Origin of the sequence: Streptomyces sp. NPDC006309 (genome assembly GCF_040613095.1) — a bacterium.
Lineage (GTDB): Bacteria > Actinomycetota > Actinomycetes > Streptomycetales > Streptomycetaceae > Streptomyces.
Genome location: NZ_JBEXRO010000012.1, coordinates 64,573 through 86,216, shown reverse-complemented (window position 1 = coordinate 86,216; position 21,644 = coordinate 64,573). Strand labels below are relative to the sequence as shown.

Below are 21,644 nucleotides of genomic sequence, written 5' to 3'. Positions count from 1 at the left end.
AGTGGAAGGGGCCCCACCGGCGCCCCACCGGGCCGCGGCGCGCAGGGAGGAGAGACGGACGATGACCCGACCCCTCGGCAGCCGTCCTCCCGCCATCAGGGAGTGGCGGCTCAACCTCTATCTGTCCGAGCGCGATCCGGACACCACGGCCCGGATCGTCCTGGACACCGGCGACAGTGTCCTGGAGATCCGCGCGGAGGCCCGCCGCAGCCCCTACGACCCGGCGATGCCGGACATCGGCGACGAACTCGCCGCCGGCCGCGCCCTGATCGCCCTGGGCCGCATGCTGCTGCGCGCCGCCGACGGCGACATGAGGGCGACAGGGGCCACCGGCACGGACGCCGCCCTGACGCCGCTCTGGCTGACCCGTGAGTGACCGGGAGCCCGCACCCGCCGGGGCAACGCGAAAGGCCCCCGCATCGCGGGGGCCCTGCTGGTGTCCGAGGGGGGACTTGAACCCCCACGCCCGATAAAGGGCACTAGCACCTCAAGCTAGCGCGTCTGCCATTCCGCCACCCGGACAAGGTGTCTGTCGTACGAGATTTCCCTTTGGGCGGGGTTTTCCTCGCGGCGACGAAGGAAACATTACCAGGCTTTCCGGGGTGGCCGATCACCCCCTTCCCCCGGCGCGGACCCCGGCAGCTCGCGCGTGAACGGCGTGTGACGGGCCCGGCCCCGTCTTGGGCCCGGGGTGCGCCCGGAGAGAGGATGAGAAGGACCACCAGCAGTGACAGCGGGAGGAAGCAGCGTGAGCGAGACGGACACGGCCAGGAGCGTCACCGGTGAGGACGAGGTCGTGGACCTCTGCCGCGAGCTGATCCGGTTCGACACCAGCAACTACGGCGACCACTCCGGGCCCGGCGAGCGCAAGGCCGCCGAGTGGGTCGCGGGCAAGCTCGCCGAGGTCGGGCTGGAACCGGAGATCTACGAGTCGCACCCCGGCCGCGCCTCCACGGTGGCCCGCATCGAGGGCGAGGACCCCTCCCGGCCCGCGCTGCTGATCCACGGCCACCTGGACGTCGTACCGGCCAACGCCGACGACTGGACCCACCACCCCTTCTCCGGCGAGATCGCCGACGGGTGCGTGTGGGGGCGCGGGGGTGTCGACATGAAGGACATGGACGCCATGACGCTGGCGGTCGTGCGGGACCGGCTGCGCAGCGGGCGCCGGCCGCCGCGGGACATCGTGGTCGCCTTCCTCGCCGACGAGGAGGCGGGTGGCACGTACGGCGCCCGCTACCTGGTCGACCACCACCCCGAGCTGTTCGAGGGCGTCACCGAGGCGATCAGCGAGGTCGGCGGCTTCTCCTTCACCGTGAACGAGCAGCGGCGGCTCTATCTGATCCAGACGGCCGAGAAGGGCATGCACTGGATGAAGCTGACGGTGGCCGGGACCGCCGGGCACGGATCGATGATCCACCGCGACAACGCGATCACGGAGCTGTCCGAGGCCGTCGCCCGCGTCGGCCGGCACAAGTTCCCGGTGCGCGTCACCAAGACCACCCGGGCCTTCCTGGACGAGCTGGGCGACGCGCTCGGCACCCAGCTGGACCCGGAGGACATGGAGTCCACCCTCGCCCGGCTCGGCGGCATCGCCAAGCTGATCGGCGCGACCCTCAGCAACACCGCCAACCCCACCCAGCTGAACGCCGGCTACAAGGTCAACGTCATCCCGGGCGAGGCGACCGCGCACATCGACGGCCGGTTCCTGCCCGGCCACGAGGACGAGTTCCTGAGCGACCTCGACCGGCTGCTCGGGCCGCACGTCCGCCGCGAGGACGTGCACGCCGACAAGGCGGTCGAGACCAGCTTCGACGGCGCCCTGGTGGAGGCCATGCAGTCCGCGCTGCTCGCCGAGGACCCCACGGCCAAGGCCATCCCGTACATGCTCTCCGGCGGCACCGACGCCAAGTCCTTCGACGACCTCGGCATCCGCGGCTTCGGCTTCGCGCCCCTGAAGCTGCCGCCGGAGCTGGACTTCGCGGGCATGTTCCACGGCGTGGACGAGCGGGTACCGGTGGACGGGCTGCGGTTCGGCGTGCGCGTGCTCGACCGGTTCATCGACGCGTCCTGAGGCCGTCCCGCCCCGGATGACCGGCACACAATCGGGCAGCCGTGCGAGATCGCCTGAGAGGGTGAATGCGACGATAGGTTCGTAGCTTCATCAGTCCCTCCTCGTTACAGGTGATGTGACCCCGCACCTTGGGGTCGCACTGCCAACTAGGAGGAATAATGATCAAGAAGGTCGTCGCCGCCGCGGCTGCCACCGGTGGGCTGCTCCTCGCGGGCGCGGGCCTCGCCGTCGCCGACGCCGGTGCCCAGGGTGCCGCCGTGGGCTCCCCGGGCGTGGTCTCGGGCAACGTCATCCAGGTGCCCGTGCACGTCCCGGTGAACGTGTGCGGCAACACGATCAACGTGATCGGGCTCCTGAACCCCGCCTTCGGCAACGCCTGCGTCAACAAGTGAGGCCGGCTCCCCGCGGGACATCCCTCCCGAGGGGGCCTCTTTCCTGAGCGGTCGGCCCCGGAGCGCGCGCCATGCGCTCCGGGGCCGACCGGTCTCTGCGGCCGGCCGTCCGTCCTCGACGGGGCCGGTCCTTCACAGCATCGAAGGCAGGGGGGAATTCCAGCATGCGACAGAGCACGCGCAAAGGCCTGATGACCATCGCCGCCGCGACCGGCGTGATCGCCGCCGCGAGCGGCTACGCACACGCCGACTCGACCGCCACCGGCGCCGCCGCCGGCTCACCCGGCGTACTGTCCGGCAACACGGTGCAGGTGCCGGTCCACGTCCCGGTGAACGTCTGCGGCAACACGGTGAACGTCATCGGGCTCCTCAACCCGTCGGCGGGCAACGCCTGCGCCCAGCACGGCGGCACCTCGGCGGAGCACCACAGCGGCTCCGGCGCCTCCGGCGGCTCGCACGCGGGCGGCGGGAGCGCCGGTTCGCCGGGCGTCGGCTCCGGCAACACCGTGCAGGTGCCGGTCGACGTCCCGGTGAACGTGTGCGGCAACAGCGTCGACGTCATCGGGGCCGGCAACGCCACCGTGGGCGACGACTGCGGCAACGGCGGCGGGCACTCCGCCCAGCCGCCGGGCGGCGGACACGGCAACCCGCCCGGGAAGCCGGCCCAGCCCGGTCACCCGGGCCGCCCCGGCCACCCGGTCCAGCCCGGTCACCCGGGTGATTCCGGTCACTCCGCCCACCGGCAGACCCCGGGGCACCAGGCGCAGTGGACGGGCCGCGCCGACCGGCCCGTGACCACCGCCCAGCTCGCCCACACCGGCAACGGCATGCCGCTCGGCGTCGCGCTGCCGGCCGCCGGGGGCGCGCTGCTCGCGGGCGCCCTGCTCTACCGCAAGGCGCGGTCCGCGGCGTAACGGACACACCCGGTACGAGGGCGGTACGGCCCCCCGCAGGGCTGTGATCGCCCGGGAAAACGGAGCGGGCCCTGCCATGCCGGCGGGGCCCGCTCCGTTCAGTTGTCCCGGGTCACCACGTGGCACGCACCTGGCGGATGATCCGCCGGCGCAACCGCACCCTGCGGCTGCCGTCGCGCAGCAGGCTCAGTCGGTCCAACTCCCAGTGTCCGTACTCGGCATGGTCGGTCAGCAGACGTGTCGCCTCCTTGCGGGAGACCCCGCGAGGCACGTACACGTCGACAAATTCGTATTCCGGCATCGCATCTATTGTGCGGGCTGGTGCCCGGTACGGATAGCGTCTGCACTATGTCTGATGCTGCGCAGCCCACCGCTGCCGAGGTACGCGCCGCCGCCGAGGCGGTCAAGACCGCGCTCGACCGCCATCTGGCTGCGGTCGAACGCCGGTCGGGGGACGACGACCCGGCCGTCTCCGAGGCGTTCAACCAGCTGGCCGCTGCCGCCGAGGTGTACGACGAGCTGCTCTACGACCGCCACGACGAGGTCACGCCCTTCGAGATCCCCGGCGCGGAGGACGCCCTGCCGCCGTACGCCGGACCCGACGAACCGAACGCGATCAGTGTGCTGATCCGCCGCGACTACACCGTGGCGGAACCGCAGCGGCTGCTCGCCCAGGCCCAGCGGATCGAGGCGGCGGAGTACGACGACGGCGTGGACGACGACGAGGCCGCCCGCTCCGTCCCCGGAGCGCTGGGCATCCTCTTCGGTGAGTTCGAACCGGACGAGATCGCCTCCCGGCACAAGGAGTTCGGCCTGGAGGAGGGCGACTCCACGCTGTGGGTCACCGCCGCGGAGGAACCACCCGAGGCCGGGGAGTGGCTGGAGGCGCCGTTCGAGCACTTCGACCCGCAGCAGGTGGTGTGCCGCTTCGACGTGAGCGCGGTGTTCGACGACGAGGCCCCCGACATCGAGGACGACGACATCGACTTCGTCGAGGAGGACCACGAGGACGCCGAGGACCACGACGGCGACGGGGACGAGCTGGAGCCGCTCGACGCCGAGAAGTGAGCGGCGTGGCGGCGCCGTGGAGGGCCGGGCCCCCTACGGCGCCGCCGGTTCCCGCCGCCGCGCGCTGACCGGCCGCGCCGCGGACCCGGGCGGGCGAGGGGTCAGGGCGTCGGGGTCTGCGTCCGCAGCAGGGCCCGCAGACGGGTCGTGCGCGGTTTGGCGGAGATCTCCGCGACCGCCTTCGGCAGCGCCTGGTCCACTCCGTGCACCACGGACAGATGCCGGTCCGCACGCCCGAACGCCGTGTACACCCACGGTCTGCTGAGAACCTGCGCCGCGTCGCCGGGCAGCACCACGACCGCCGCCGGCCAGCGCGCGCCCACCGCCTGGTGCGCGGTCAGCGCCCAGCCGTGCCGCACACCGTTCTCCACCCGCTCCCGGGGTACGACGACGGGGGCGCCCGCGCACGACAGGTGCAGGCCGTCGGCGTCGGCCTTCACCACCACGCCCGGCACCGTGCGGCCCGGCGCGGGGGAGTAGGCCACCCGGTCACCGGGGTCGAAGCCGCCGAACCGGCCGGGGCCGGGATTGAGCCGTTCCTTCAGCGCGGAGTTGAGGGCACGGGTGCCCGCGGCTCCTCCGTGGCCCGGGGTGATCACCACGGTCTGGTCGGCCGGCACGCCGATCGCCCGCGGCACCGAGTCCGCGACCAGCTGCACGGTCCGGTGCACGGCCTCGCCGGCGTCCCGCACCGGCACGATCACGACCTCCTTGCCCGGGGCGGCGACCTGGTTCAGCTCGCCGACGCCGATGCCGGAGACCAGCTCCCCGAGCGGACCCGGGTCCGGCACGCGCGACACGGTCTGCGGGCAGACGCGGGCCGCGAGCAGGTCCGCGAAGACCCGGCCCGGACCGGCCGACCACAGCACCGCCGGGTCACCGCTGAGCACCAGCCGGGCCCCGTCGGGCAGCGACTCCACCAGCATCGCGGCGGCCTCCACGTCGAGCTGGGGTGCGTCCAGCACGATCAGCAGATCGAGTTCGAGGGCACCCTCCGCGTCCCGGGCCGGCCCCTCGGCGCCGGACAGCAGTCCGGCGACGGTGCCCACTCCCTGCTCCGCCGGGTCGCCGCCCAGCAGCGCGGCCAGGCGCCGGCGGCCGTCGGGCGTGTGGCAGACGGCGAAGGCCCGCAGGCCCGCGGCGCGGGCGGCACCGAGCAGCGCGGCCGGTTCCGCGCGGGCCGCCTCCCCGCCGGTGTGCAGCACCAGGCCGTGCCCGGCGACCGCGCGGGCCAGCTCGGCCGCACCGCCGGACACCCCGGAGGCGGCCGTCACCCAGGCCTGACCGGGCTCCGGCGACAGGGAGTTGACCAGCCGGGCCAGGCCGTCGGCGAGGCTCTCCTCGGCCATGGCGTAGCGCTCCAGCCCGGCCAGGACCCGGACCGGCCGCTCCTGCTCCTCGTCGCTGTCCCGGGGTTCGGGGGCGCCGGTCTCCTCCAGGGCGTCCTGGAACACCAGGGCCTCGCCCTCGGCGAGCGCGCTCTGCACCGCCGCGTCCGCGTCCGGCACCGCCTGCCGGACCAGTGCCGCGGTGAGCGTGGGCAGTTCCAGGGCGGTGTGCCCGGCCAGGGCCGCCTGTTCCAGCAGCCAGACGGTCAGCGCGCGGCCGCGCCGTTCGTCGTCGGGGCCGCAGTCGGCGCCGAGCAGTGCCCGCGCGAACCCGTCGGCCTGCTCCGGCCGGACGCCGCCGACCCGGAGCAGCTGCCAGGGGTCCTCCCGGAGCGTGGTGGCGGCGCCCTCCCCGAGGGCCGCGGCCACCTGCGGGGCGAGGCCGTCGGGCGCGCCGCCCTCGGTCAGTACCCGGCGCACGGCCTCCACGGCCTCCGGAGCGGGAGCGCCGGGCGCGGCCACGGCCGGGACGGGCTGGGGCCTGCGCACGGGCTCCGGTGCGGGGCGGCGCGGTGCCGGCGCGGGCTCGGCGAACACCGCGGTCACCGGCTTCTCACCGCTCTCCACGGCCCGCACCGCCGCGAGCAGGTCGGCCGCCTTGCCGCTGAGCTTGGTCCCGGCGGCGACCGGACCCCCCCTCTCGGCCTTGCGCCGCTCGATCCGCTCCCGCTCGATCCGCTGCGCGGCCAACTCGGCCTCCGCCTCGGACACACCGCCCGCGACGCCGCCCTCGGCATCCACGCCGCCCGGTGAACCGGCCCCCGCCGCAGCCTCTCCGCCGCCGTCGGCGCCGGCCGGCACAGGCGCTTCCGCACCGGCCTCGGCGCCGGGCTCGGCAGAGGCTTCCTCACCACCCGAGGAGCCCGGGGAGCCCGGGGAGCCCGGGGAGCCCGGGGAGCCCGGGGAGTCGTCCCCCGCCGCGGCCCCCGTACGCTCCTCGGAACCAGCGGCGGAACCAGAACCCCCGGCCTCCGCACCACTGCCGGAACCGGCGTCCTCGGCGCGCCCGGCGCCCTCCGCGCCCCCCTGACCCTCGGCGCTCCCGGCACCCTCCGGACCCCCGGCACCCTCCGGACCCCCGGCACCCTGCATGCCGCCCGTGCCCTCCTGAGCCTTCGGACCCCCGGCACTCTTCACGCTGCCCGCGCCCCTCTGGCCCTCCGGACCGCCGGCACCCTGCATGCCGCCCGTGCCCTCCTGAGCCTCCGCACCCCCGGCACTCTTCACGCCGCTCCCGCCCCCCTGACCCTCCGCGCCCCCGGTGTCTTCGGTGTGCCCGGTGCCGTCCCGGTCTGCCGTGGTGGCCCGGCCGTCGGGGTCGCCCGTGCTCCCGGCCGGGGCGGCCCCCGTGTCCGGTGTCCCCGGCCCGGCTTTCTCCGTGGTCTCCGGCTCGGTGCTCACAGCGTGCTCCAGTCGTGATCGGGATAGCGGTGCACGGGCGCCGACACATCGTCCAGCGCCCGGCAGATCTCGTCAGGAAGACTAAGGGCCTCCACTGACAACGCCGCCGCGAGCTGCTGCCCGTTGCGCGCGCCGACGATCGGCGCGGTCACCCCGGGCCGGTCGCGGATCCAGGCGAGGGCCACCTGGAGCGGGGTGACGGCGAGCCCGTCCGCGGCCGTCGTCACCGCGTCCACGATGCGGGTCGCCGTGTCGTCCAGGTACGGCTCGACGAACGGCGCCAGCTGCTCGGAGGCACCGCGCGAGTCCTGGGGGGTGCTGTGCCGGTACTTGCCGGTCAGCACGCCCCGGCCCAGCGGGGAGGACGGCAGCAGGCCGACGCCGAGGTCGAGCGCGGCGGGCAGCACCTCGCGCTCCACGCCCCGCTGGAGCAGCGAGTACTCCATCTGCGTGCTGGCCAGCCGGGTGCGCGTGCCCGGCGCCGCGAGCTGCCAGGTGGCCGCCTTGGCCAGCTGCCAGCCGCAGAAGTTGGACACCCCCGCATACCGGGCGCGGCCGCTGCTCACCGCGAGGTCGAGGGCCTGGAGGGTCTCCTCCAGCGGGGTGTCGGGGTCGTAGGCGTGGACGTGCCACACGTCCACGTACTCCGTGCCCAGGCGGGCCAGGGAGGCGTCGAGCGCGGCGAGCAGATGGCCCCGGGAGCCGTCGATACGGCGGTCGGGATCGGGGACGCTGCCCGCCTTGGTGGAGATGACCAGGTCGCGGCGCGCCACCAGTGTCTCCATGAGCTGCCCGAGCAGATACTCCGCCTCCCCGTCGCCGTACACGTCTGCCGTGTCGACGAGGGTGCCGCCGGCCTCCCAGAACGCCTTCAGCATGTCCGCGGCGTCGTGCTCGTCGGTGCCCCGGCCCCAGGTGAGGGTGCCGAGTCCGATCCGGGACACGCGAAGGCCGGTCCGGCCGAGATGCCTCTGCTCCATGTCCGCGAGATTACTGGCCGCGCCCGCTGCCGTGGGTTGCCTGTGGATAACCTGCACGGCCCCGAGCGAACAGCCTGGTCGCGCCCGGCGTGCGGACTCCGGTGGCCCCGCCGCGCGATGCTTCGGCCGTCCCGCCGCCGGCCCCCCGCCCGCCCCGCGCACCGCACGATCCACCGCCTGTCCCCGGCCACGCCCTGCCCCCGGCGCCCGGCCCCGCGCTAAGGTCTGCGCACAGGGACGTTACTCATCGGTAAGGGGAATCGCGCATGCAGCTCGGGATCAACCTCGGCTACTGGGGTGCCGGAATGGACGGCGACAATCTGGCCGTGGCGCAGGAGGCCGACCGGCTGGGCTACTCCGTGTGCTGGGCCGCCGAGGCGTACGGCTCCGACGCGGCGACGGTGCTCAGCTGGGTCGCCGCGCAGACCGAGCGCATCGACGTCGGTTCGGCCATCTTCCAGATCCCGGCCCGCCAGCCCGCGATGACGGCGATGACCGCGGCCACGCTGGACTCCCTGTCCGGCGGCCGGTTCCGGCTCGGCCTCGGCGTCTCCGGCCCCCAGGTCTCCGAGGGCTGGTACGGCGTCAAGTTCGACAAGCCGCTGGCCCGCACCCGCGAGTACGTGGAGATCGTCCGCCGGGCGATGACCCGGGAGCGGCTGACGTACGAGGGCGAGCACTGGACGCTGCCGCTGCCCGGCGGACCGGGCAAGCCGATCAAGCTGACCGTGCACCCGCAGCGCGAGCACATCCCGCTGTACATCGCCGCGATCGGCCCGAAGAACCTGGAGCAGACCGGCGAGATCGCCGACGGCGCGCTGCTGATCTTCCCCTCCGCCGAGCACCTGGACGAGACCACGGTCAAGTACCTTCGCGCGGGCCGGGAGAAGGCCGGCCTCACTCTCGACGGGTTCGACGTGTGCCCGACCCTGCCGATCGCCCTCGGTGACGACAAGGACGTGTCCCGGCTCGCCGACACCTTCCGCCCGTACACCGCGCTGTACGTCGGCGGCATGGGCAGCGCGAAGCAGAACTTCTACAACCAGCTCGCCCAGCGCATGGGATACGAGAAGGAGGCGGCCGAGATCCAGCGGAAGTACCTGTCCGGGGACAAGCAGGGCGCCGCCGCCGCGGTCCCGCAGGACCTCGTCGACAGCACCACGCTGCTCGGCTCCGTCGACCGCATCGCCGACCGGATGAAGGCCTACGCCGCCGCCGGGGTCACCACCCTCAGCCTGGCCCCGGCCGGCTTCACGCTGGACGAGCGGCTCGCGTCCCTGCGGGCCGGCAGCGAGGCCCTGGAGCGCGCCGGGCTCGCGTAGGAGGAGTTCAGCGGCCGTGGTGGGGGCTCGGGGGTCTTCCCCGCCACGGCCGTCACCCGGAACAACGCGCCCGGCGCCGCGCGGTTACGACTCCCGTGGTCCTTCTTCCGGCCGATCCGCTCCGCACACCTGTCCGGCATCGCTCCCGCCGGGCCTCACGGCCAGCCGCATCGCTCCCGCCGGGCCTCACGGCCAGCCGCATCGCTCCCGCCCGGCCCTCACAGCCAGCCGCGCCGCTTGAACAGCCGGTACAGCGTCATCTCCAGGACCGCCATCACCAGGATCACCACGGGGTACGACCACACCCAGTGCAGCTCCGGCATGTGGTCGAAGTTCATGCCGTAGATGCCCGCGATCATCGTCGGGACCGCGGCCATCGCCGCCCACGCGGAGATCTTCCGCATGTCGTCGTTCTGCCGCACGCTCATCTGCGCCAGATGAGCCGACAGGATGTCCGACACCAGCCGGTCCAGGGCCTCCACGGACTCGTTCACGCGCGTGAGGTGGTCACCCACGTCCCGGAAGAACGGCCGCGCCTTGTCGTGCACGAACGGCACCCCGTCGCCGGTCGGGCCGCTGCCGGACAGCCGGGACAGCGGCAGCGCCAGCGGCCCGGTGGCCCGCCGGAACTCCAGGACCTGCCGCTTGAAGGTGTAGATCCGGGACGCGATGTTGCGCGACCCCCCGATGTCCGGCCGGAACACCTCGGCCTCCAGCTCGTCCAGGTCGGTCTGTAGCTCCGTCGCCACCTCCAGATAGTGGTCGACGGTGGCGTCCGCGATCGCGTACAGCACGGACGTGGGGCCCTTGTCGAGCAGCTGTGGCTCCTCCTCCAGCCGGTGCCGCACGGCGGCCAGCGGGGCGCCCTCGCCGTGCCGTACGGTCACCACGAAGCAGTCACCGATGAAGATCATCACCTCGCCGGCCGAGACGGTGTCGTTGCTGGGCTCGTACACGACCGGTTTCAGCACCAGGAACAGCGAGTCGTCGTACACCTCCAGCTTGGGCCGCTGATGGGCCTTGAGGGCGTCCTCCACGGCCAGGGGATGCAGTCCGAACTCCCTGGTGACGAGGTCGAACTCCCGCTCGGACGGTTCGTGCAGCCCGATCCACACGAAGCCGCCCGCCGCCCTCGCCTCGGCGAGCGCGTCGGACAGGTCCTCCGGGCCCTCGGTACGGTGCCCCTGCCGGTAAACGGCGCAGTCCACGATCACGCGGCGCATTCTCCCTTCGGCCGACCATCGGCACATCACGTGATGCGCCTACCCTGGTCCGCATGCCCACGCTGATCCTCGTAAGGCACGGACGTTCCACCGCAAACACTTCGGGCCTCCTCGCCGGCTGGACGCCCGGCGTCGCCCTGGACGAGCGCGGCACCGCGCAGGCCGCCGCGCTGCCCGGCCGGCTCGCCGGCCTGCCGCTGCGCGAAGTGGTCGTCAGCCCGCTCCAGCGCTGCCAGGAGACCGTGCGGCCGCTGCTGGAGGCCCGCCCGGAGCTGCGCGCCCACACCGACGAACGGATCGGTGAGTGCCACTACGGGGACTGGACCGGCCGCAAGCTCGCCGAGCTGACGGACGAGCCGCTGATGGAGGTCGTCCAGGCCCACCCGTCCGCCGCCGCCTTCCCCGGCGGTGAGTCGATGCGGTCCATGCAGACCCGCGCAGCCGAGGCCGTACGCGAGTGGAACGCGCGCGTGGAGCGCGATCACGGCGCCGACGCCGTCTACCTCATGTGCTCCCACGGCGACATCATCAAGTCGCTCGTCGCCGACGCCCTCGGGCTCCATCTCGACCTGTTCCAGCGGATCTCCGTGGAGCCTTGTTCCGTCACCGTGATCCGCTACACCCGTCTGCGGCCGTTCCTCGTCCGCCTCGGCGACACGGGGGATTTCGCTTCGCTCGTCCCGCGCGAGGAACACGGCGAGGGCGACGCACCGGTCGGTGGTGGTGCGGGCGCACCGTGATCGTCGGCCGCAGTAGGGTGAAGCGGTCCGCGCATCCGCGAACAGCCGTGAATCCGAATGACCTGCACCGCACCTCTCGAATCAATGGAGACAGGACGTGTCCCGTCAGGTGTTCCTCTACGACCAGCCGGACCGCTTCGTCGCCGGCACGGTCGGACTGCCCGGGCGCCGTACGTTCTTCCTCCAGGCCACCGCAGGCCCCCGGGTGACCAGCGTGGTCCTGGAGAAGACCCAGGTCGCCGCGCTCGCCGAGCGCATGGACGAACTGCTCGACGAGGTCGTACGGCGTAGTGGCGGCAGCGCCGCCGTGCCCGCCGTGGTGCCCTCGGAGATCAGCGACACCGCCCCGCTGGAGAGCCCCGTCGAGGAGGAGTTCCGCGTCGGCACCATGGCGCTGGCCTGGGACGGCGAGGACCAGCGCATGATCGTCGAGGCGCAGGCGCTGGTCGAGCTGGACGCCGACACCGAGGAGGACCTCGCCGAGGCCGAGGAGCGGCTGCTCCAGGACGAGGAGAACGGGCCCCCGATGCTGCGGGTCCGGCTGACCGGCGCGCAGGCCCGGGCCTTCGCCAAGCGCGCCCTCGACATCGTCAACGCCGGCCGGCCGCCGTGCCCGCTGTGCAGCCTCCCGCTCGATCCGGAAGGACACGTATGTCCGCGACAGAACGGATACCGCCGCGGAGCGTGACGGCGGACCCGGACCCCGCCGAGCTGCTCGCGCGCGGTGAGCTGACCGTGCGCGGGCGCATCCGCGAGGCGTCCAACGCCGCGCTGTTCTGCACGGTCGCCCTGGACGGCCGGGAAGCCTCCTGCGTGTACAAGCCGGTGGCGGGGGAGCGGCCCCTGTGGGACTTCCCCGACGGCCACCTCGCGGGCCGTGAGGTGGCCGCGTACGAGGTCTCCGAGGCCACCGGCTGGGGGCTCGTGCCGCCGACCGTGCTGCGCGACGGGCCGTACGGCGAGGGCATGTGCCAGCTGTGGATCGAGGTGAGCCCCGAGGCGGAACTGCTCGCCCTGGTCGACGGCGAGGAACCGGAGCCGGGCTGGAAGGCGATCGGGTTCGCCGAGGTCGGTGAGGGACGCACCGCGCTGCTGGTGCACGCCGACGACGAGCGGCTGCGCCGGCTCGCCGTCCTCGACGCGGTGATCAACAACGCCGACCGCAAGGGCGGCCATCTGCTGCCCACCGCCGACGGCCGGCTCTACGGCATCGACCACGGCGTCACCTTCAACGTCGAGAACAAGCTGCGCACGCTGCTGTGGGGCTGGGCCGGGGAACCCCTCACCGCGGAGGCCGTCGGTGTCCTCAAGGGGCTGCGGGACGCCCTGGACGGGCCGCTGGGCGAGCGGCTGAGCGGGCTGGTCACGCAGGCCGAGACCGACGCCACGCGCGCGCGTGTCGACGCGCTGCTCGCCTCGGGCCTGCACCCGGAGCCGAGCGGGGAGTGGCCGGCGATCCCCTGGCCGCCCGTGTGAGAGTCGCACCCGTGTGCGTCAGCACATTCGGCGCCGAGGTGCAAGAGCGCAGAACCGGCCGTCCGGCCTGATCTCGTTCGTACGTGCGGCTCTACGCCGGTTAGGCTCATGTACATGCATGCCTGGCCCGCTTCCGAGGTCCCCGCCCTGCCTGGTCAGGGCCGCGACCTGAGGATCCACGACACCGCGACCGGCGGTCCGGTCACCCTCGACCCCGGTCCTGTCGCCCGAATCTATGTCTGCGGCATCACCCCGTACGACGCGACCCACATGGGTCACGCGGCGACCTACAACGCGTTCGACCTCGTCCAGCGCGTGTGGCTCGACACCAAGCGGCAGGTCCACTACGTCCAGAACGTCACCGACGTCGACGATCCGCTGCTGGAGCGCGCGGAGCGGGACGGCGTCGACTGGGTCGCCCTCGCCGAGAAGGAGACGGCCCTCTTCCGCGAGGACATGACCGCCCTGCGGATGCTCCCGCCGCGGCACTACATAGGCGCCGTCGAGGCGATACCCGGCATCGTGCCGCTGGTGGAGCGGCTGCGTGACCTCGGCGCGGCCTACGAGCTCGACGGCGACGTCTACTTCTCCGTCGAGTCCGACCCGCACTTCGGCAAGGTCTCGCACCTGGACGCCGCCGCCATGCGGCTGCTGTCCGCCGAGCGCGGCGGCGACCCGGACCGCCCGGGCAAGAAGAACCCGCTGGACCCGATGCTGTGGTCGGCGGCCCGGCCCGGCGAGCCCAGCTGGGACGGCGCCACCCTCGGCCGGGGCCGGCCCGGCTGGCACATCGAGTGCGTGGCCATCGCCCTCGACCACCTCGGCATGGGCTTCGACGTCCAGGGCGGCGGCTCCGACCTGGCCTTCCCGCACCACGAGATGGGCGCCTCGCACGCCCAGGTGCTCACCGGCGAGTTCCCGATGGCCCAGGCGTACGTGCACGCCGGCATGGTCGCCCTGGACGGCGAGAAGATGTCCAAGTCCAAGGGGAACCTGGTCTTCGTCTCCCGGCTGCGCCGCGACGGCGTCGACCCGGCGGCGATCCGGCTCTCGCTGCTGGCCCACCACTACCGTGCCGACTGGGAGTGGACCGACAAGGTCCTCCAGGACGCCGTGGCCCGTCTCGGCCGCTGGCGCGCGGCCGTCTCCCGGCCCGACGGCCCGTCCGCCGACGCGCTCGTGGAGGAGATCCGCGAGGCACTCGCCGACGACCTGGACGCACCGGCCGCGCTCGCCGCGGTGGACCGCTGGGCGGCCCGGCAGGAGCGGGACGGCGGCACCGACACCGGCGCCCCCGGCCTGACGTCCCGAGCCGTCGACGCCCTGCTGGGCGTGGCGCTCTAAAAGGGGCCCAGGGCGGGGGCGGGCCCTACGGCCGCCCCCGCCCGCCCGAGCGACCGCAGGCAGGCGCCGGCACGACCGCCCGCGCGGGGCCAGCGTGGCCGCCCGCGCGGGGCCAGCGTGGCCGCCCGCGCCGGGTCGGCGGGAGCGGCCGGGGCCGCGCGACCGGCCGTGAACCGGTCCGCGCCCGTCCGCGCCGGCTCGGCCGGAGCGGCCGTGACCGGTTGGCGTGAGCCGCGTGACCGGTCGTGCCGGTTCCGGAGGAGTGGTTCTGCCGGGTGGGCGGGATCGGTGACCGGTCCGCGCAGGTCCGTGTGCCGGCCGTGCCGTCCGCAGGAGTGGTCGTGCCGGGCCCGCGGGAGCGGCCGTGACCGATCCGCGTGTGACGCGTGATCGGCCGTGTCGGGTCCGCAGGAGTCGTGACCGGTCTGCGCAGGTCGTACGCCGCCGTGCCGTCCGCAGGAGTGGTCGTGCCGGCCAGCGAGAGCGGCCGTGACCGGCCTGCGTGAGCCGTGTGAAGGGTCGTGCCGGTTCCGCCTGACCGGTCGTGCCGGCCAGCGTGACCGGTCGTGCGAGGTCCGCGTGAGCGGCCATGACGGGGTTCGTGCGGCCGGCCGTGCCGGGGCCGCGCCGGGCCCGGTGATCCGCCGCGAGAGGTCCGCACGGGCTGCCGTGAGTGGTCCGCACGGGCTGCCGTGAAGAGTCGCAATCATGGGCGCGGTGCGGGCCGGTGTCGGCCGCGAGGTCGCGCACGAGGCGGGTCGTCGTGAGGGGGCCCTGCGGCCGGCCCGCCGTGCCGCGCTCGCGCGGCCGAGGGGTGTAACCGGTCCGGGCGACCGGCCCCGCAGGGCCGTGGGCCCCCGTGGCGGTGGCCGTGCGACGGAGAGGGGCGGTACGCGTGACGCGTACCGCCCCTCTCCGTGGGTCCGCTCAGTCCTCGGTGGCGTCGCCCTTGTCCTGGTCGTCGCCCTCGGCCGCGTCCGGCCTCGGCGGCTTCGCCGGGCGGGTCCGGCCGCCCGGGTTGTCCCGCAGGAACGAGCCGCCCTCCCCGCCCTCCGCGGTGGCGTGGCCGCCCGGCGGGCCGATGTCCCGGCGCCGCAGGTACCGCTCGAACTCGCGGGCGATGGCCTCGCCCGACGCCTCCGGCAGCTCCGCGGTGTCCCGGGCCTCCTCGAGCGACTGGACGTACTCGGCGACCTCGCTGTCCTCGGCGGCCAGCTGGTCCACGCCCACCTGCCAGGCCCGCGCGTCCTCGGGCAGCTCACCGAGCGGGAGCCGCACGTCGAGCAGGTCCTCCAGCCGGTTGAGGAGTGCCAGCGTGGCCTTGGGGTTGGGCGGCTGGGAGACGTAGTGCGGTACGGCCGCCCACAGCGAGACCGTCGGGACACCGGCGTGGGTGCACGCCTCCTGGAGGACGCCGACGATGCCCGTCGGGCCCTCGTACTTGGTCTCCTCGAGGTCCATCCGCTGGGCCAGGTCCGGGTCGGACGTGACCCCGCTGACCGGCACCGGCCGCGTGTGCGGGGTGTCCCCGAGCAGGGCGCCCAGGATGACCACCAGCTCCACGCCCAGCTCGTGCGCGAACCCGAGCAGTTCGTTGCAGAACGAGCGCCAGCGCATCGACGGTTCGATCCCGCGCACCAGCACCAGGTCCCGCGGCTTGTCACCGCCGACGCGGACCACCGACAGCCTGGTCGTCGGCCACGTGATCTTTCGCACACCGCCGTCCATGAACACCGTGGGGCGGTTCACCTGGAAGTCGTAGTAGTCCTCGGCGTCCAGCGCCGCGAACACCTCGCCCTTCCATTCGCGTTCGAGATGCGCGACCGCCGTGGAGGCGGCGTCGCCGGCATCGTTCCAGCCCTCGAACGCGGCCACCATGACTGGGTCGATCAGCTCGGGAACCCCCTCCAGCTCGATCACCCAGTGCCTCCTTCCGACGTGCCCTCGCTTGACTCACCAACCTTACGGCGTCCGGCGGGGGCGCCCGCAGCCCCCTCGCACGGGGGAGTGAACGGATCACTGCCCCGTTCCCCGGCCGCGAACACCCCCGCTGAGCACGCGAAAGGGCGGCCCCACCGGGGTGGGGCCGCCCTTTCGCACGCGGGCCTACTTCCGGTCGAGCAGGTCCTGGACCTTCGTGCGGACGTCGTCCGTGGCCAGGCCGCGGATGGTCAGCGTGGTCCGGCGGCGCAGCACGTCGTCCGTCGTCTCGGCCCACTCGTGGTCGCGGGCCCAGACGACCTGCGCCCAGATCTCCGGGGCGTCGGGGTGGACGCGCTCGGCCAGCTCCGGGCTCTCGTTCGCCAGGCGGGCGATGTCGAAGGCCAGGGAGCCGTAGTGGGTGGCCAGGTGCCGGGCGGTGTCGGCGGCCATGCGGGGGCCGGGTGCCGGGTTGTCCACCAGCAGGCGGTGGGCGACCGCGCGCGGGTTGGCGACACCGGGCAGCGGCAGCTTCTTCGGCAGCGAGGAGATCGGCTCGAAGTCGTCACCGAGGGGGTGCCCCGGCAGCGCCTCCAGCTTCTTCATGATCGTACGGCCGATGTGGCGGAACGTCGTCCACTTGCCGCCCGCGACGGACAGCATGCCGCCCCGGCCCTCGGTCACCACGGTCTCGCGCTTGGCCTTGGCGGTGTTGCCGGGGCCGCCCGGCAGCACCCGCAGACCGGCGAACGAGTACGTGATGAGGTCACGCCGCAGCTGCTGGTCCCGGACGGAGAACGCGGCCTCGTCCAGGATCTGGGTTATGTCGTTCTCGGTGACGGACACGTCCGCCGGGTCGCCCTCGTACTCCTCGTCGGTGGTGCCGAGCAGCAGCATGTCCTCCCAGGGGAGGGCGAAGGTGATGCGGTACTTGTCGATCGGGGTCGCGAGCGCGGCCTTCCACGGGGAGGTCCGCTTCAGGACCAGGTGCGCGCCCTTCGACAGGCGGATGGACGGAGCCGCGTTCGGGTCCTCCAGCTTGCGCAGGTGGTCGACCCAGGGGCCCGTCGCGTTCAGCACCAGGCGGGCGTTGACCCCGAACTCGTCACCGGAGGTCCGGTCCTTGAGCTCGGCGCCGGTGACCCGGCCCTGGGTGAAGCGCAGCCCGGTGACCTCGGCGTGGTTCAGGACGACCGCGCCGGCCTCGACGGCCGCGCGGACCGTCATCAGCGCCATGCGGGCGTCGTTCATCTGGTCGTCGCCGTACACGGCCACGGCCTTGAGGTTCTCGGTGCGCAGCTCGGGCACGTCCTGCGCCGCCCTGGCGGGCGAGAGCAGGTGGCCGACGCCGTCGCCGAACGCGGAGAGCGCGGAGTAGGCGAAGACGCCCGCGCCGAGCTTCGCCGCGCCGTGCGGCCCGCCCTTGTACACGGGGAGGTAGAAGGTGAGCGGGTTCGCCAGGTGGGGGGCCACCTGGCGGGAGACCGCACGGCGCTCGAAGTGGTTCTCCGCCACCAGCTTCACCGCGCCGGTCTGGAGGTAGCGCAGACCGCCGTGGAGCAGCTTGGAGGAGGCGGAGGAGGTGGCGCCGGCGAAGTCGCCGGCGTCGACCAGCGCCACCCTGAGACCGGACTGCGCGGCGTGCCAGGCGGTGGAGATGCCCAGGATGCCGCCGCCGATCACGAGAAGGTCGTACGACGCCTTGGCGAGCTGCTCCCTGGTCTCGGCGCGGCTCGGGTTGGAGCCGGAGGCCGGGTGCGTCCCCAGGGCAGGCACGGACTTCAGGGTGGACTGACTGGTCATGTCGGGTACTTACTCCTCGTCAGAGCTGACTGAGCCGGGGGAACCGCTCAGTCCTCGTCTTCGAGCCAGCCCATGGTCCGCTCTACGGCCTTGAGCCAGTTCTTGTACTCACGGTCGCGGGTCTCCGCGTCCATGCGGGGGGTCCATTCGGCGGCCCGGCGCCAGTTGGCGCGCAGTTCGTCGGTGCTGGACCAGAAGCCGACGGCGAGGCCGGCGGCGTAGGCGGCGCCGAGGCAGGTCGTCTCGGCGACCATCGGGCGCACCACGGGGGCGTCCAGGACGTCGGCGAGGTTCTGCATCAGCAGGTTGTTGGCGGTCATGCCGCCGTCGACCTTCAGGGTCACCAGCTCGTCGCCGGAGTCCTTGACCATGGCGTCGGCGATCTCCCGCGTCTGCCAGGCGGTCGCCTCGAGGACGGCGCGCGCGAGGTGCGCCTTGGTCACGTACCGGGTCAGGCCGGCGATCACACCGCGGGCGTCGGAGCGCCAGTGCGGGGCGAACAGGCCGGAGAAGGCCGGCACGAAGTAGGCGCCGCCGTTGTCCTCGACCGAGAGCGCGAGCGTCTCGATCTCGGCGGCGGTGGAGATCAGGCCCATCTGGTCGCGCATCCACTGCACCAGCGAGCCGGTGACGGCGATGGAGCCCTCCAGGGCGTACACCGTCGGCTGCTCGCCGATCTTGTAGCCGACGGTGGTCAGCAGGCCGGCGTAGGAGTTGATGATCTTGGAGCCGGTGTTCATCACCATGAAGGTGCCGGTGCCGTAGGTCGACTTCGTCTCGCCCTCGGAGAAACAGGTCTGGCCGAACAGGGCCGCCTGCTGGTCGCCGAGCGCGGAGGCGACCGGGATGCCGCCGAGCAGATCGCCGAGCCGGCCGCCGGTGACCTCGCCGTAGACCTCGGCGGAGGAGCGGATCTCGGGCAGGATCTGGAGGGGCACGCCGATGGACTCGGCGATCTTCTCGTCCCACTGCATCGTGTGCAGGTTCATCAGCATGGTGCGGGAGGCGTTGGTGACGTCGGTGACGTGCCTGCCGCCGTCGACACCGCCGGTCAGGTTCCAGATGACCCAGCTGTCCATGGTGCCGAAGAGGATGTCGCCCGCCTCGGCGCGCTCCTTCAGGCCGTCGACGTGGTCGAGCAGCCAGCGGGCCTTGGGTCCGGCGAAGTAGGACGCGAGCGGCAGCCCGGTCTCGCGGCGGAAGCGGTCCTGGCCGACGTTGCGGCCCAGCTCCCGGCAGAGGGCGTCGGTGCGGGTGTCCTGCCAGACGATGGCGTTGTGGACGGGCTCACCGGTGTTCTTGTCCCACAGCACGGTGGTCTCGCGCTGGTTGGTGATGCCGATGGCCTTGATGTCGTCGCGGGTGATGCCGGCCTTCTCGATGGCTCCGGCGACGACCTCCTGGACGTTGGTCCAGATCTCGTTGGCGTTGTGCTCGACCCAGCCCGGCTTGGGGAAGATCTGCTCGTGCTCCTTCTGGTCGACGGAGACGATGCGGCCGTCCCGGTCGAAGACGATGCAGCGCGAGGAGGTCGTGCCCTGGTCGATGGCGGCGATGAACGGGCCTGCGGTGTGGGCGTCGGTCACTGTGTGCTCCTGAAGGGTCCGTGGTGGTGGGGCTGTACGTACGGCGCGTACGCGAAGGCTCGGGGGCTTCCTAGGCGAACGCGACGTTGTAGATGCCTGCGGCGATCGCGGCGCCGATCAGCGGACCGACCACCGGGATCCAGGCGTAGCTCCAGTCGGAACCGCCCTTGTTGGGCAGCGGCAGGAGGGCGTGCACGATGCGCGGGCCAAGGTCACGGGCCGGGTTGATGGCGTAGCCCGTCGGGCCGCCCAGGGAGAGACCGATCGACACGACCACGAGCGCGGTGATCAGTCCGCCGAGGACGCCGAGGCCGTTGCCCTTGTCGTTCAGGCCCTGGGTGAGGACCGCGAGGATCAGCACGAGGGTGCCGATGATCTCCGTGGCGAGGTTCTGCACCACGTTGCGGATCTCCGGACCGGTGGAGAAGACGCCGAGGACCGGGCCGGCGCCCTGCTCCTGGGCCTCCACGGCCTTGGCGGAGGTGGCCTGCGCGCCCGGACCGCCGACGATCTCCTTGTCGGTCAGGTGCGCCTGGAACTGTCCGTAGTAGGCGACCCACACCAGGGCCGCGCCGATCACGGCGCCGAGCAGCTGGCCGGCGAAGTAGGTCGGGACGTTGCTCCAGTCGCTGTCCTTGATGGCCAGGGCGACGGTGACGGCCGGGTTGAGGTGGGCGCCGGACAGCGGTCCGGAGATGTACACGGCCGTCATGACGGCGAAGCCCCACCCGAAGGCGATGGCGAGCCAACCGGCGTTACGGGCCTTGGAGGCCTTCAGCGTGACAGCGGCGCAGACGCCGCCGCCGAGCAGGATGAGTATGGCGGTACCGATGGTCTCGCCGATGAAGATGTCGGAGCTGGACACCCGCGACTCCTTTGTCCTTCGTCCAGGGGTAGCCGGACCCCGGTTCCCGCCGGGGGTCTGGCGCCCTCAGGGGGTGAGAGCTGGCCGGCCTCTGGCGTTGTCACACTCTAGCGCGTATTGCCGGTAGGTGTTCGACAATGCCGACCGATGGACGGGAGTCTCGCTTCGGCGTTACGCGTGCGTCAAGAGTTCTGTTATCGAAAACAGGATCGTTATTGATCGCTGGGGCTTATCAGCCGTCGAGTGTGGAACGAGTGCGGACATACATTCTGATCCTGTTTGTCCGTTTCAGGGTAGGTCGGCAGCCGGAACGCCGCCCGACGTCCCGGTCGCTCCGTGCTCAGCCCCTGCTCAGAACCGTCCGGCGCCCAGATCGCGGGAGACCGCGCGGGCGCAGTCCCGCACCGCCGCGATCAGCTCCGCGCGCAGCTCGCCCTCCCGGCACAGCCGTTCCACGGCCCCGGTGATGCCGACCGCGCCCACGGGCATGCGGCGCCGGTCGTGGATGGGGGCGGCGAGCGAGGCCACGCCCTCCCAGGTCTCCTCCACGTCGGCCGCGTACCCACGCGCGCGCGTGACGTCCAGGAGGTGCTCGAAGTCGCCCGGGTCGCACACCGTGCGGTCCGTGAACGCCTTCCGGTCGGCCTCCAGCACCTCGCTGTGCGCCACCGGGTCGTACGCCGACAGCACCTTGCCCAGTGCCGTGGAGTGCAGCGGCTGCATGGCGCCGATCTCCAGCACCTGCCGGCTGTCGTCGGGCCGGAAGACGTGGTGCACGATCAGGACGCCCTGCTGGTGCAGGACGCCCAGGTACACGCTCTCGCCGCTGGAGCGGGCCAGGTCGTCGGCCCACACCAGGGCCCGGGCCCGCAGTTCGTGCACGTCCAGGTAGGTGGTGCCGAGGCGCAGCAGCTCCGCGCCCAGCTGGTAGCGCCCCGAGGCGTCGTCCTGCTCCACGAAGCCCTCGTGCTGGAGGGTGCGCAGGATGCCGTGGGCGGTGCCCTTGGCGAGGCCCAGCGACGAGGCGATGTCCGAGAGGCCGAGCCGCCGCTCGCCGCCCGCGAGCAGCCGCAGCATCGCGGCCGCCCGTTCGAGCGACTGGATGTTCCGTGCCATCGCCGTCCTGCCTCCGTCCCCTTCGACTGCCG

The 21,644-nt window shown here is 73.0% G+C and carries 19 protein-coding genes and 1 tRNA gene; 10 read left to right on the top strand and 10 right to left on the bottom strand.

Annotated elements, in window-relative coordinates:
• Window positions 1-61: 61 nt before the first annotated feature.
• Entirely contained in the window at window positions 62-376 is a 315-nt protein-coding gene (locus ABZ117_RS17850) for a dsRBD fold-containing protein (protein ID WP_356821756.1), read from the top strand.
• A gap of 58 nt (window positions 377-434) precedes the next feature.
• Here the strand turns inward: ABZ117_RS17850 and ABZ117_RS17845 are convergent.
• A tRNA-Leu gene (locus tag ABZ117_RS17845) sits at window positions 435-522 on the bottom strand.
• Window positions 523-748: 226 nt separating this feature from the next.
• On the opposite strand from ABZ117_RS17845, the gene ABZ117_RS17840 reads away from it, so the two are divergent.
• The 3 genes from ABZ117_RS17840 (at window position 749) to ABZ117_RS17830 (ending at window position 3,380) form a co-directional block, all read left to right on the top strand.
• The gene (locus ABZ117_RS17840) at window positions 749-2,074 is read left to right on the top strand and encodes a M20/M25/M40 family metallo-hydrolase (RefSeq protein ID WP_356821754.1); all 1,326 of its coding nucleotides are present in this window, start codon (window positions 749-751) and stop codon (window positions 2,072-2,074) included.
• 158 nt (window positions 2,075-2,232) lie between these two features.
• Window positions 2,233-2,466: a chaplin ChpH gene (gene chpH / locus ABZ117_RS17835; RefSeq protein ID WP_356821753.1), complete on the top strand. Its 234-nt coding sequence runs from the start codon at window positions 2,233-2,235 to the stop codon at window positions 2,464-2,466.
• 164 nt (window positions 2,467-2,630) lie between these two features.
• Complete coding sequence (locus ABZ117_RS17830) at window positions 2,631-3,380, top strand: chaplin (RefSeq protein WP_356821751.1); 750 nt, start codon at window positions 2,631-2,633, stop codon at window positions 3,378-3,380.
• A 112-nt stretch (window positions 3,381-3,492) separates the two neighbouring features.
• Here ABZ117_RS17830 and ABZ117_RS17825 read toward each other — a convergent pair whose 3' ends face one another.
• Complete coding sequence (locus ABZ117_RS17825) at window positions 3,493-3,681, bottom strand: DUF5703 family protein (protein ID WP_014671721.1); 189 nt, start codon at window positions 3,679-3,681, stop codon at window positions 3,493-3,495.
• A gap of 47 nt (window positions 3,682-3,728) precedes the next feature.
• Between ABZ117_RS17825 and ABZ117_RS17820 the strand changes: the two genes are divergently transcribed.
• Window positions 3,729-4,448, top strand: coding sequence for a hypothetical protein (locus ABZ117_RS17820; protein ID WP_356821749.1), 720 nt, complete (start codon window positions 3,729-3,731; stop codon window positions 4,446-4,448).
• A 101-nt stretch (window positions 4,449-4,549) separates the two neighbouring features.
• Here ABZ117_RS17820 and ABZ117_RS17815 read toward each other — a convergent pair whose 3' ends face one another.
• The gene (locus tag ABZ117_RS17815; RefSeq protein ID WP_356821748.1) at window positions 4,550-6,928 is read right to left on the bottom strand and encodes a helix-hairpin-helix domain-containing protein; all 2,379 of its coding nucleotides are present in this window, start codon (window positions 6,926-6,928) and stop codon (window positions 4,550-4,552) included.
• A gap of 305 nt (window positions 6,929-7,233) precedes the next feature.
• Window positions 7,234-8,217: an aldo/keto reductase gene (locus tag ABZ117_RS17810; protein WP_356821746.1), complete on the bottom strand. Its 984-nt coding sequence runs from the start codon at window positions 8,215-8,217 to the stop codon at window positions 7,234-7,236.
• 266 nt (window positions 8,218-8,483) lie between these two features.
• Between ABZ117_RS17810 and ABZ117_RS17805 the strand changes: the two genes are divergently transcribed.
• Window positions 8,484-9,539 (top strand): LLM class F420-dependent oxidoreductase, encoded by a 1,056-nt coding sequence (locus ABZ117_RS17805; protein ID WP_356821744.1) that lies wholly within the window; start codon window positions 8,484-8,486, stop codon window positions 9,537-9,539.
• 218 nt (window positions 9,540-9,757) lie between these two features.
• Here ABZ117_RS17805 and corA read toward each other — a convergent pair whose 3' ends face one another.
• Window positions 9,758-10,753 carry a magnesium/cobalt transporter CorA gene (gene corA, locus ABZ117_RS17800; RefSeq protein ID WP_356821742.1) on the bottom strand — a complete coding sequence of 332 codons (996 nt, stop codon included), beginning with the start codon at window positions 10,751-10,753 and terminating at the stop codon, window positions 9,758-9,760.
• Between the two features lie 62 nt (window positions 10,754-10,815).
• Here corA and ABZ117_RS17795 point away from each other — a divergent pair, with 62 nt between their 5' ends.
• The 4 genes from ABZ117_RS17795 (at window position 10,816) to mshC (ending at window position 14,322) form a co-directional block, all read left to right on the top strand.
• A complete protein-coding gene (locus ABZ117_RS17795; protein WP_356821741.1) occupies window positions 10,816-11,502 on the top strand; it encodes a histidine phosphatase family protein in 687 nt (228 codons plus the stop codon).
• Window positions 11,503-11,599: 97 nt separating this feature from the next.
• Window positions 11,600-12,190, top strand: a complete 591-nt coding sequence (locus ABZ117_RS17790; RefSeq protein ID WP_356821739.1) for a DUF3090 domain-containing protein — start codon at window positions 11,600-11,602, stop codon at window positions 12,188-12,190.
• On the top strand, window positions 12,154-12,978 hold the full coding sequence (locus tag ABZ117_RS17785) for an SCO1664 family protein (protein WP_356821737.1): 825 nt from the start codon (window positions 12,154-12,156) through the stop codon (window positions 12,976-12,978). Before ABZ117_RS17790 ends, ABZ117_RS17785 begins: the two co-directional genes overlap by 37 nt.
• Window positions 12,979-13,092: 114 nt before the next feature.
• The gene (mshC, locus tag ABZ117_RS17780; RefSeq protein ID WP_356821736.1) at window positions 13,093-14,322 is read left to right on the top strand and encodes a cysteine--1-D-myo-inosityl 2-amino-2-deoxy-alpha-D-glucopyranoside ligase; all 1,230 of its coding nucleotides are present in this window, start codon (window positions 13,093-13,095) and stop codon (window positions 14,320-14,322) included.
• A 927-nt stretch (window positions 14,323-15,249) separates the two neighbouring features.
• On the opposite strand, the gene ABZ117_RS17775 is transcribed toward mshC, so the two are convergent.
• From ABZ117_RS17775 to ABZ117_RS17755, 5 genes are all read right to left on the bottom strand, one after another.
• Window positions 15,250-16,242, bottom strand: coding sequence for a PAC2 family protein (locus ABZ117_RS17775; protein WP_356821734.1), 993 nt, complete (start codon window positions 16,240-16,242; stop codon window positions 15,250-15,252).
• Between the two features lie 186 nt (window positions 16,243-16,428).
• Window positions 16,429-18,045, bottom strand: coding sequence for a glycerol-3-phosphate dehydrogenase/oxidase (locus ABZ117_RS17770; RefSeq protein ID WP_356821732.1), 1,617 nt, complete (start codon window positions 18,043-18,045; stop codon window positions 16,429-16,431).
• Window positions 18,046-18,092: 47 nt separating this feature from the next.
• The gene (glpK, locus tag ABZ117_RS17765; RefSeq protein WP_356821730.1) at window positions 18,093-19,631 is read right to left on the bottom strand and encodes a glycerol kinase GlpK; all 1,539 of its coding nucleotides are present in this window, start codon (window positions 19,629-19,631) and stop codon (window positions 18,093-18,095) included.
• Between the two features lie 70 nt (window positions 19,632-19,701).
• Window positions 19,702-20,496 carry an MIP/aquaporin family protein gene (locus ABZ117_RS17760; protein WP_356821728.1) on the bottom strand — a complete coding sequence of 265 codons (795 nt, stop codon included), beginning with the start codon at window positions 20,494-20,496 and terminating at the stop codon, window positions 19,702-19,704.
• 351 nt (window positions 20,497-20,847) lie between these two features.
• On the bottom strand, window positions 20,848-21,612 hold the full coding sequence (locus ABZ117_RS17755; RefSeq protein WP_356821726.1) for an IclR family transcriptional regulator: 765 nt from the start codon (window positions 21,610-21,612) through the stop codon (window positions 20,848-20,850).
• Window positions 21,613-21,644 lie beyond the last annotated feature (32 nt).

Bases quoted from the DNA above. Each gene is read 5' to 3' on its own strand.
- ABZ117_RS17850 (WP_356821756.1), top strand. From the start codon at position 62: ATGACCCGACCCCTCGGCAGCCGTCCTCCCGCCATCAGGGAGTGGCGG.
- chpH (WP_356821753.1), top strand. From the start codon at position 2,233: ATGATCAAGAAGGTCGTCGCCGCCGCGGCTGCCACCGGTGGGCTGCTC.
- ABZ117_RS17830 (WP_356821751.1), top strand. From the start codon at position 2,631: ATGCGACAGAGCACGCGCAAAGGCCTGATGACCATCGCCGCCGCGACC.
- ABZ117_RS17825 (WP_014671721.1), bottom strand. From the start codon at position 3,681: ATGCCGGAATACGAATTTGTCGACGTGTACGTGCCTCGCGGGGTCTCC.
- ABZ117_RS17820 (WP_356821749.1), top strand. From the start codon at position 3,729: ATGTCTGATGCTGCGCAGCCCACCGCTGCCGAGGTACGCGCCGCCGCC.
- ABZ117_RS17815 (WP_356821748.1), bottom strand. From the start codon at position 6,928: ATGCAGGGTGCCGGGGGTCCGGAGGGTGCCGGGGGTCCGGAGGGTGCC.
- ABZ117_RS17810 (WP_356821746.1), bottom strand. From the start codon at position 8,217: ATGGAGCAGAGGCATCTCGGCCGGACCGGCCTTCGCGTGTCCCGGATC.
- ABZ117_RS17805 (WP_356821744.1), top strand. From the start codon at position 8,484: ATGCAGCTCGGGATCAACCTCGGCTACTGGGGTGCCGGAATGGACGGC.
- ABZ117_RS17795 (WP_356821741.1), top strand. From the start codon at position 10,816: ATGCCCACGCTGATCCTCGTAAGGCACGGACGTTCCACCGCAAACACT.
- ABZ117_RS17785 (WP_356821737.1), top strand. From the start codon at position 12,154: ATGTCCGCGACAGAACGGATACCGCCGCGGAGCGTGACGGCGGACCCG.
- mshC (WP_356821736.1), top strand. From the start codon at position 13,093: ATGCATGCCTGGCCCGCTTCCGAGGTCCCCGCCCTGCCTGGTCAGGGC.
- ABZ117_RS17770 (WP_356821732.1), bottom strand. From the start codon at position 18,045: ATGACCAGTCAGTCCACCCTGAAGTCCGTGCCTGCCCTGGGGACGCAC.
- ABZ117_RS17755 (WP_356821726.1), bottom strand. From the start codon at position 21,612: ATGGCACGGAACATCCAGTCGCTCGAACGGGCGGCCGCGATGCTGCGG.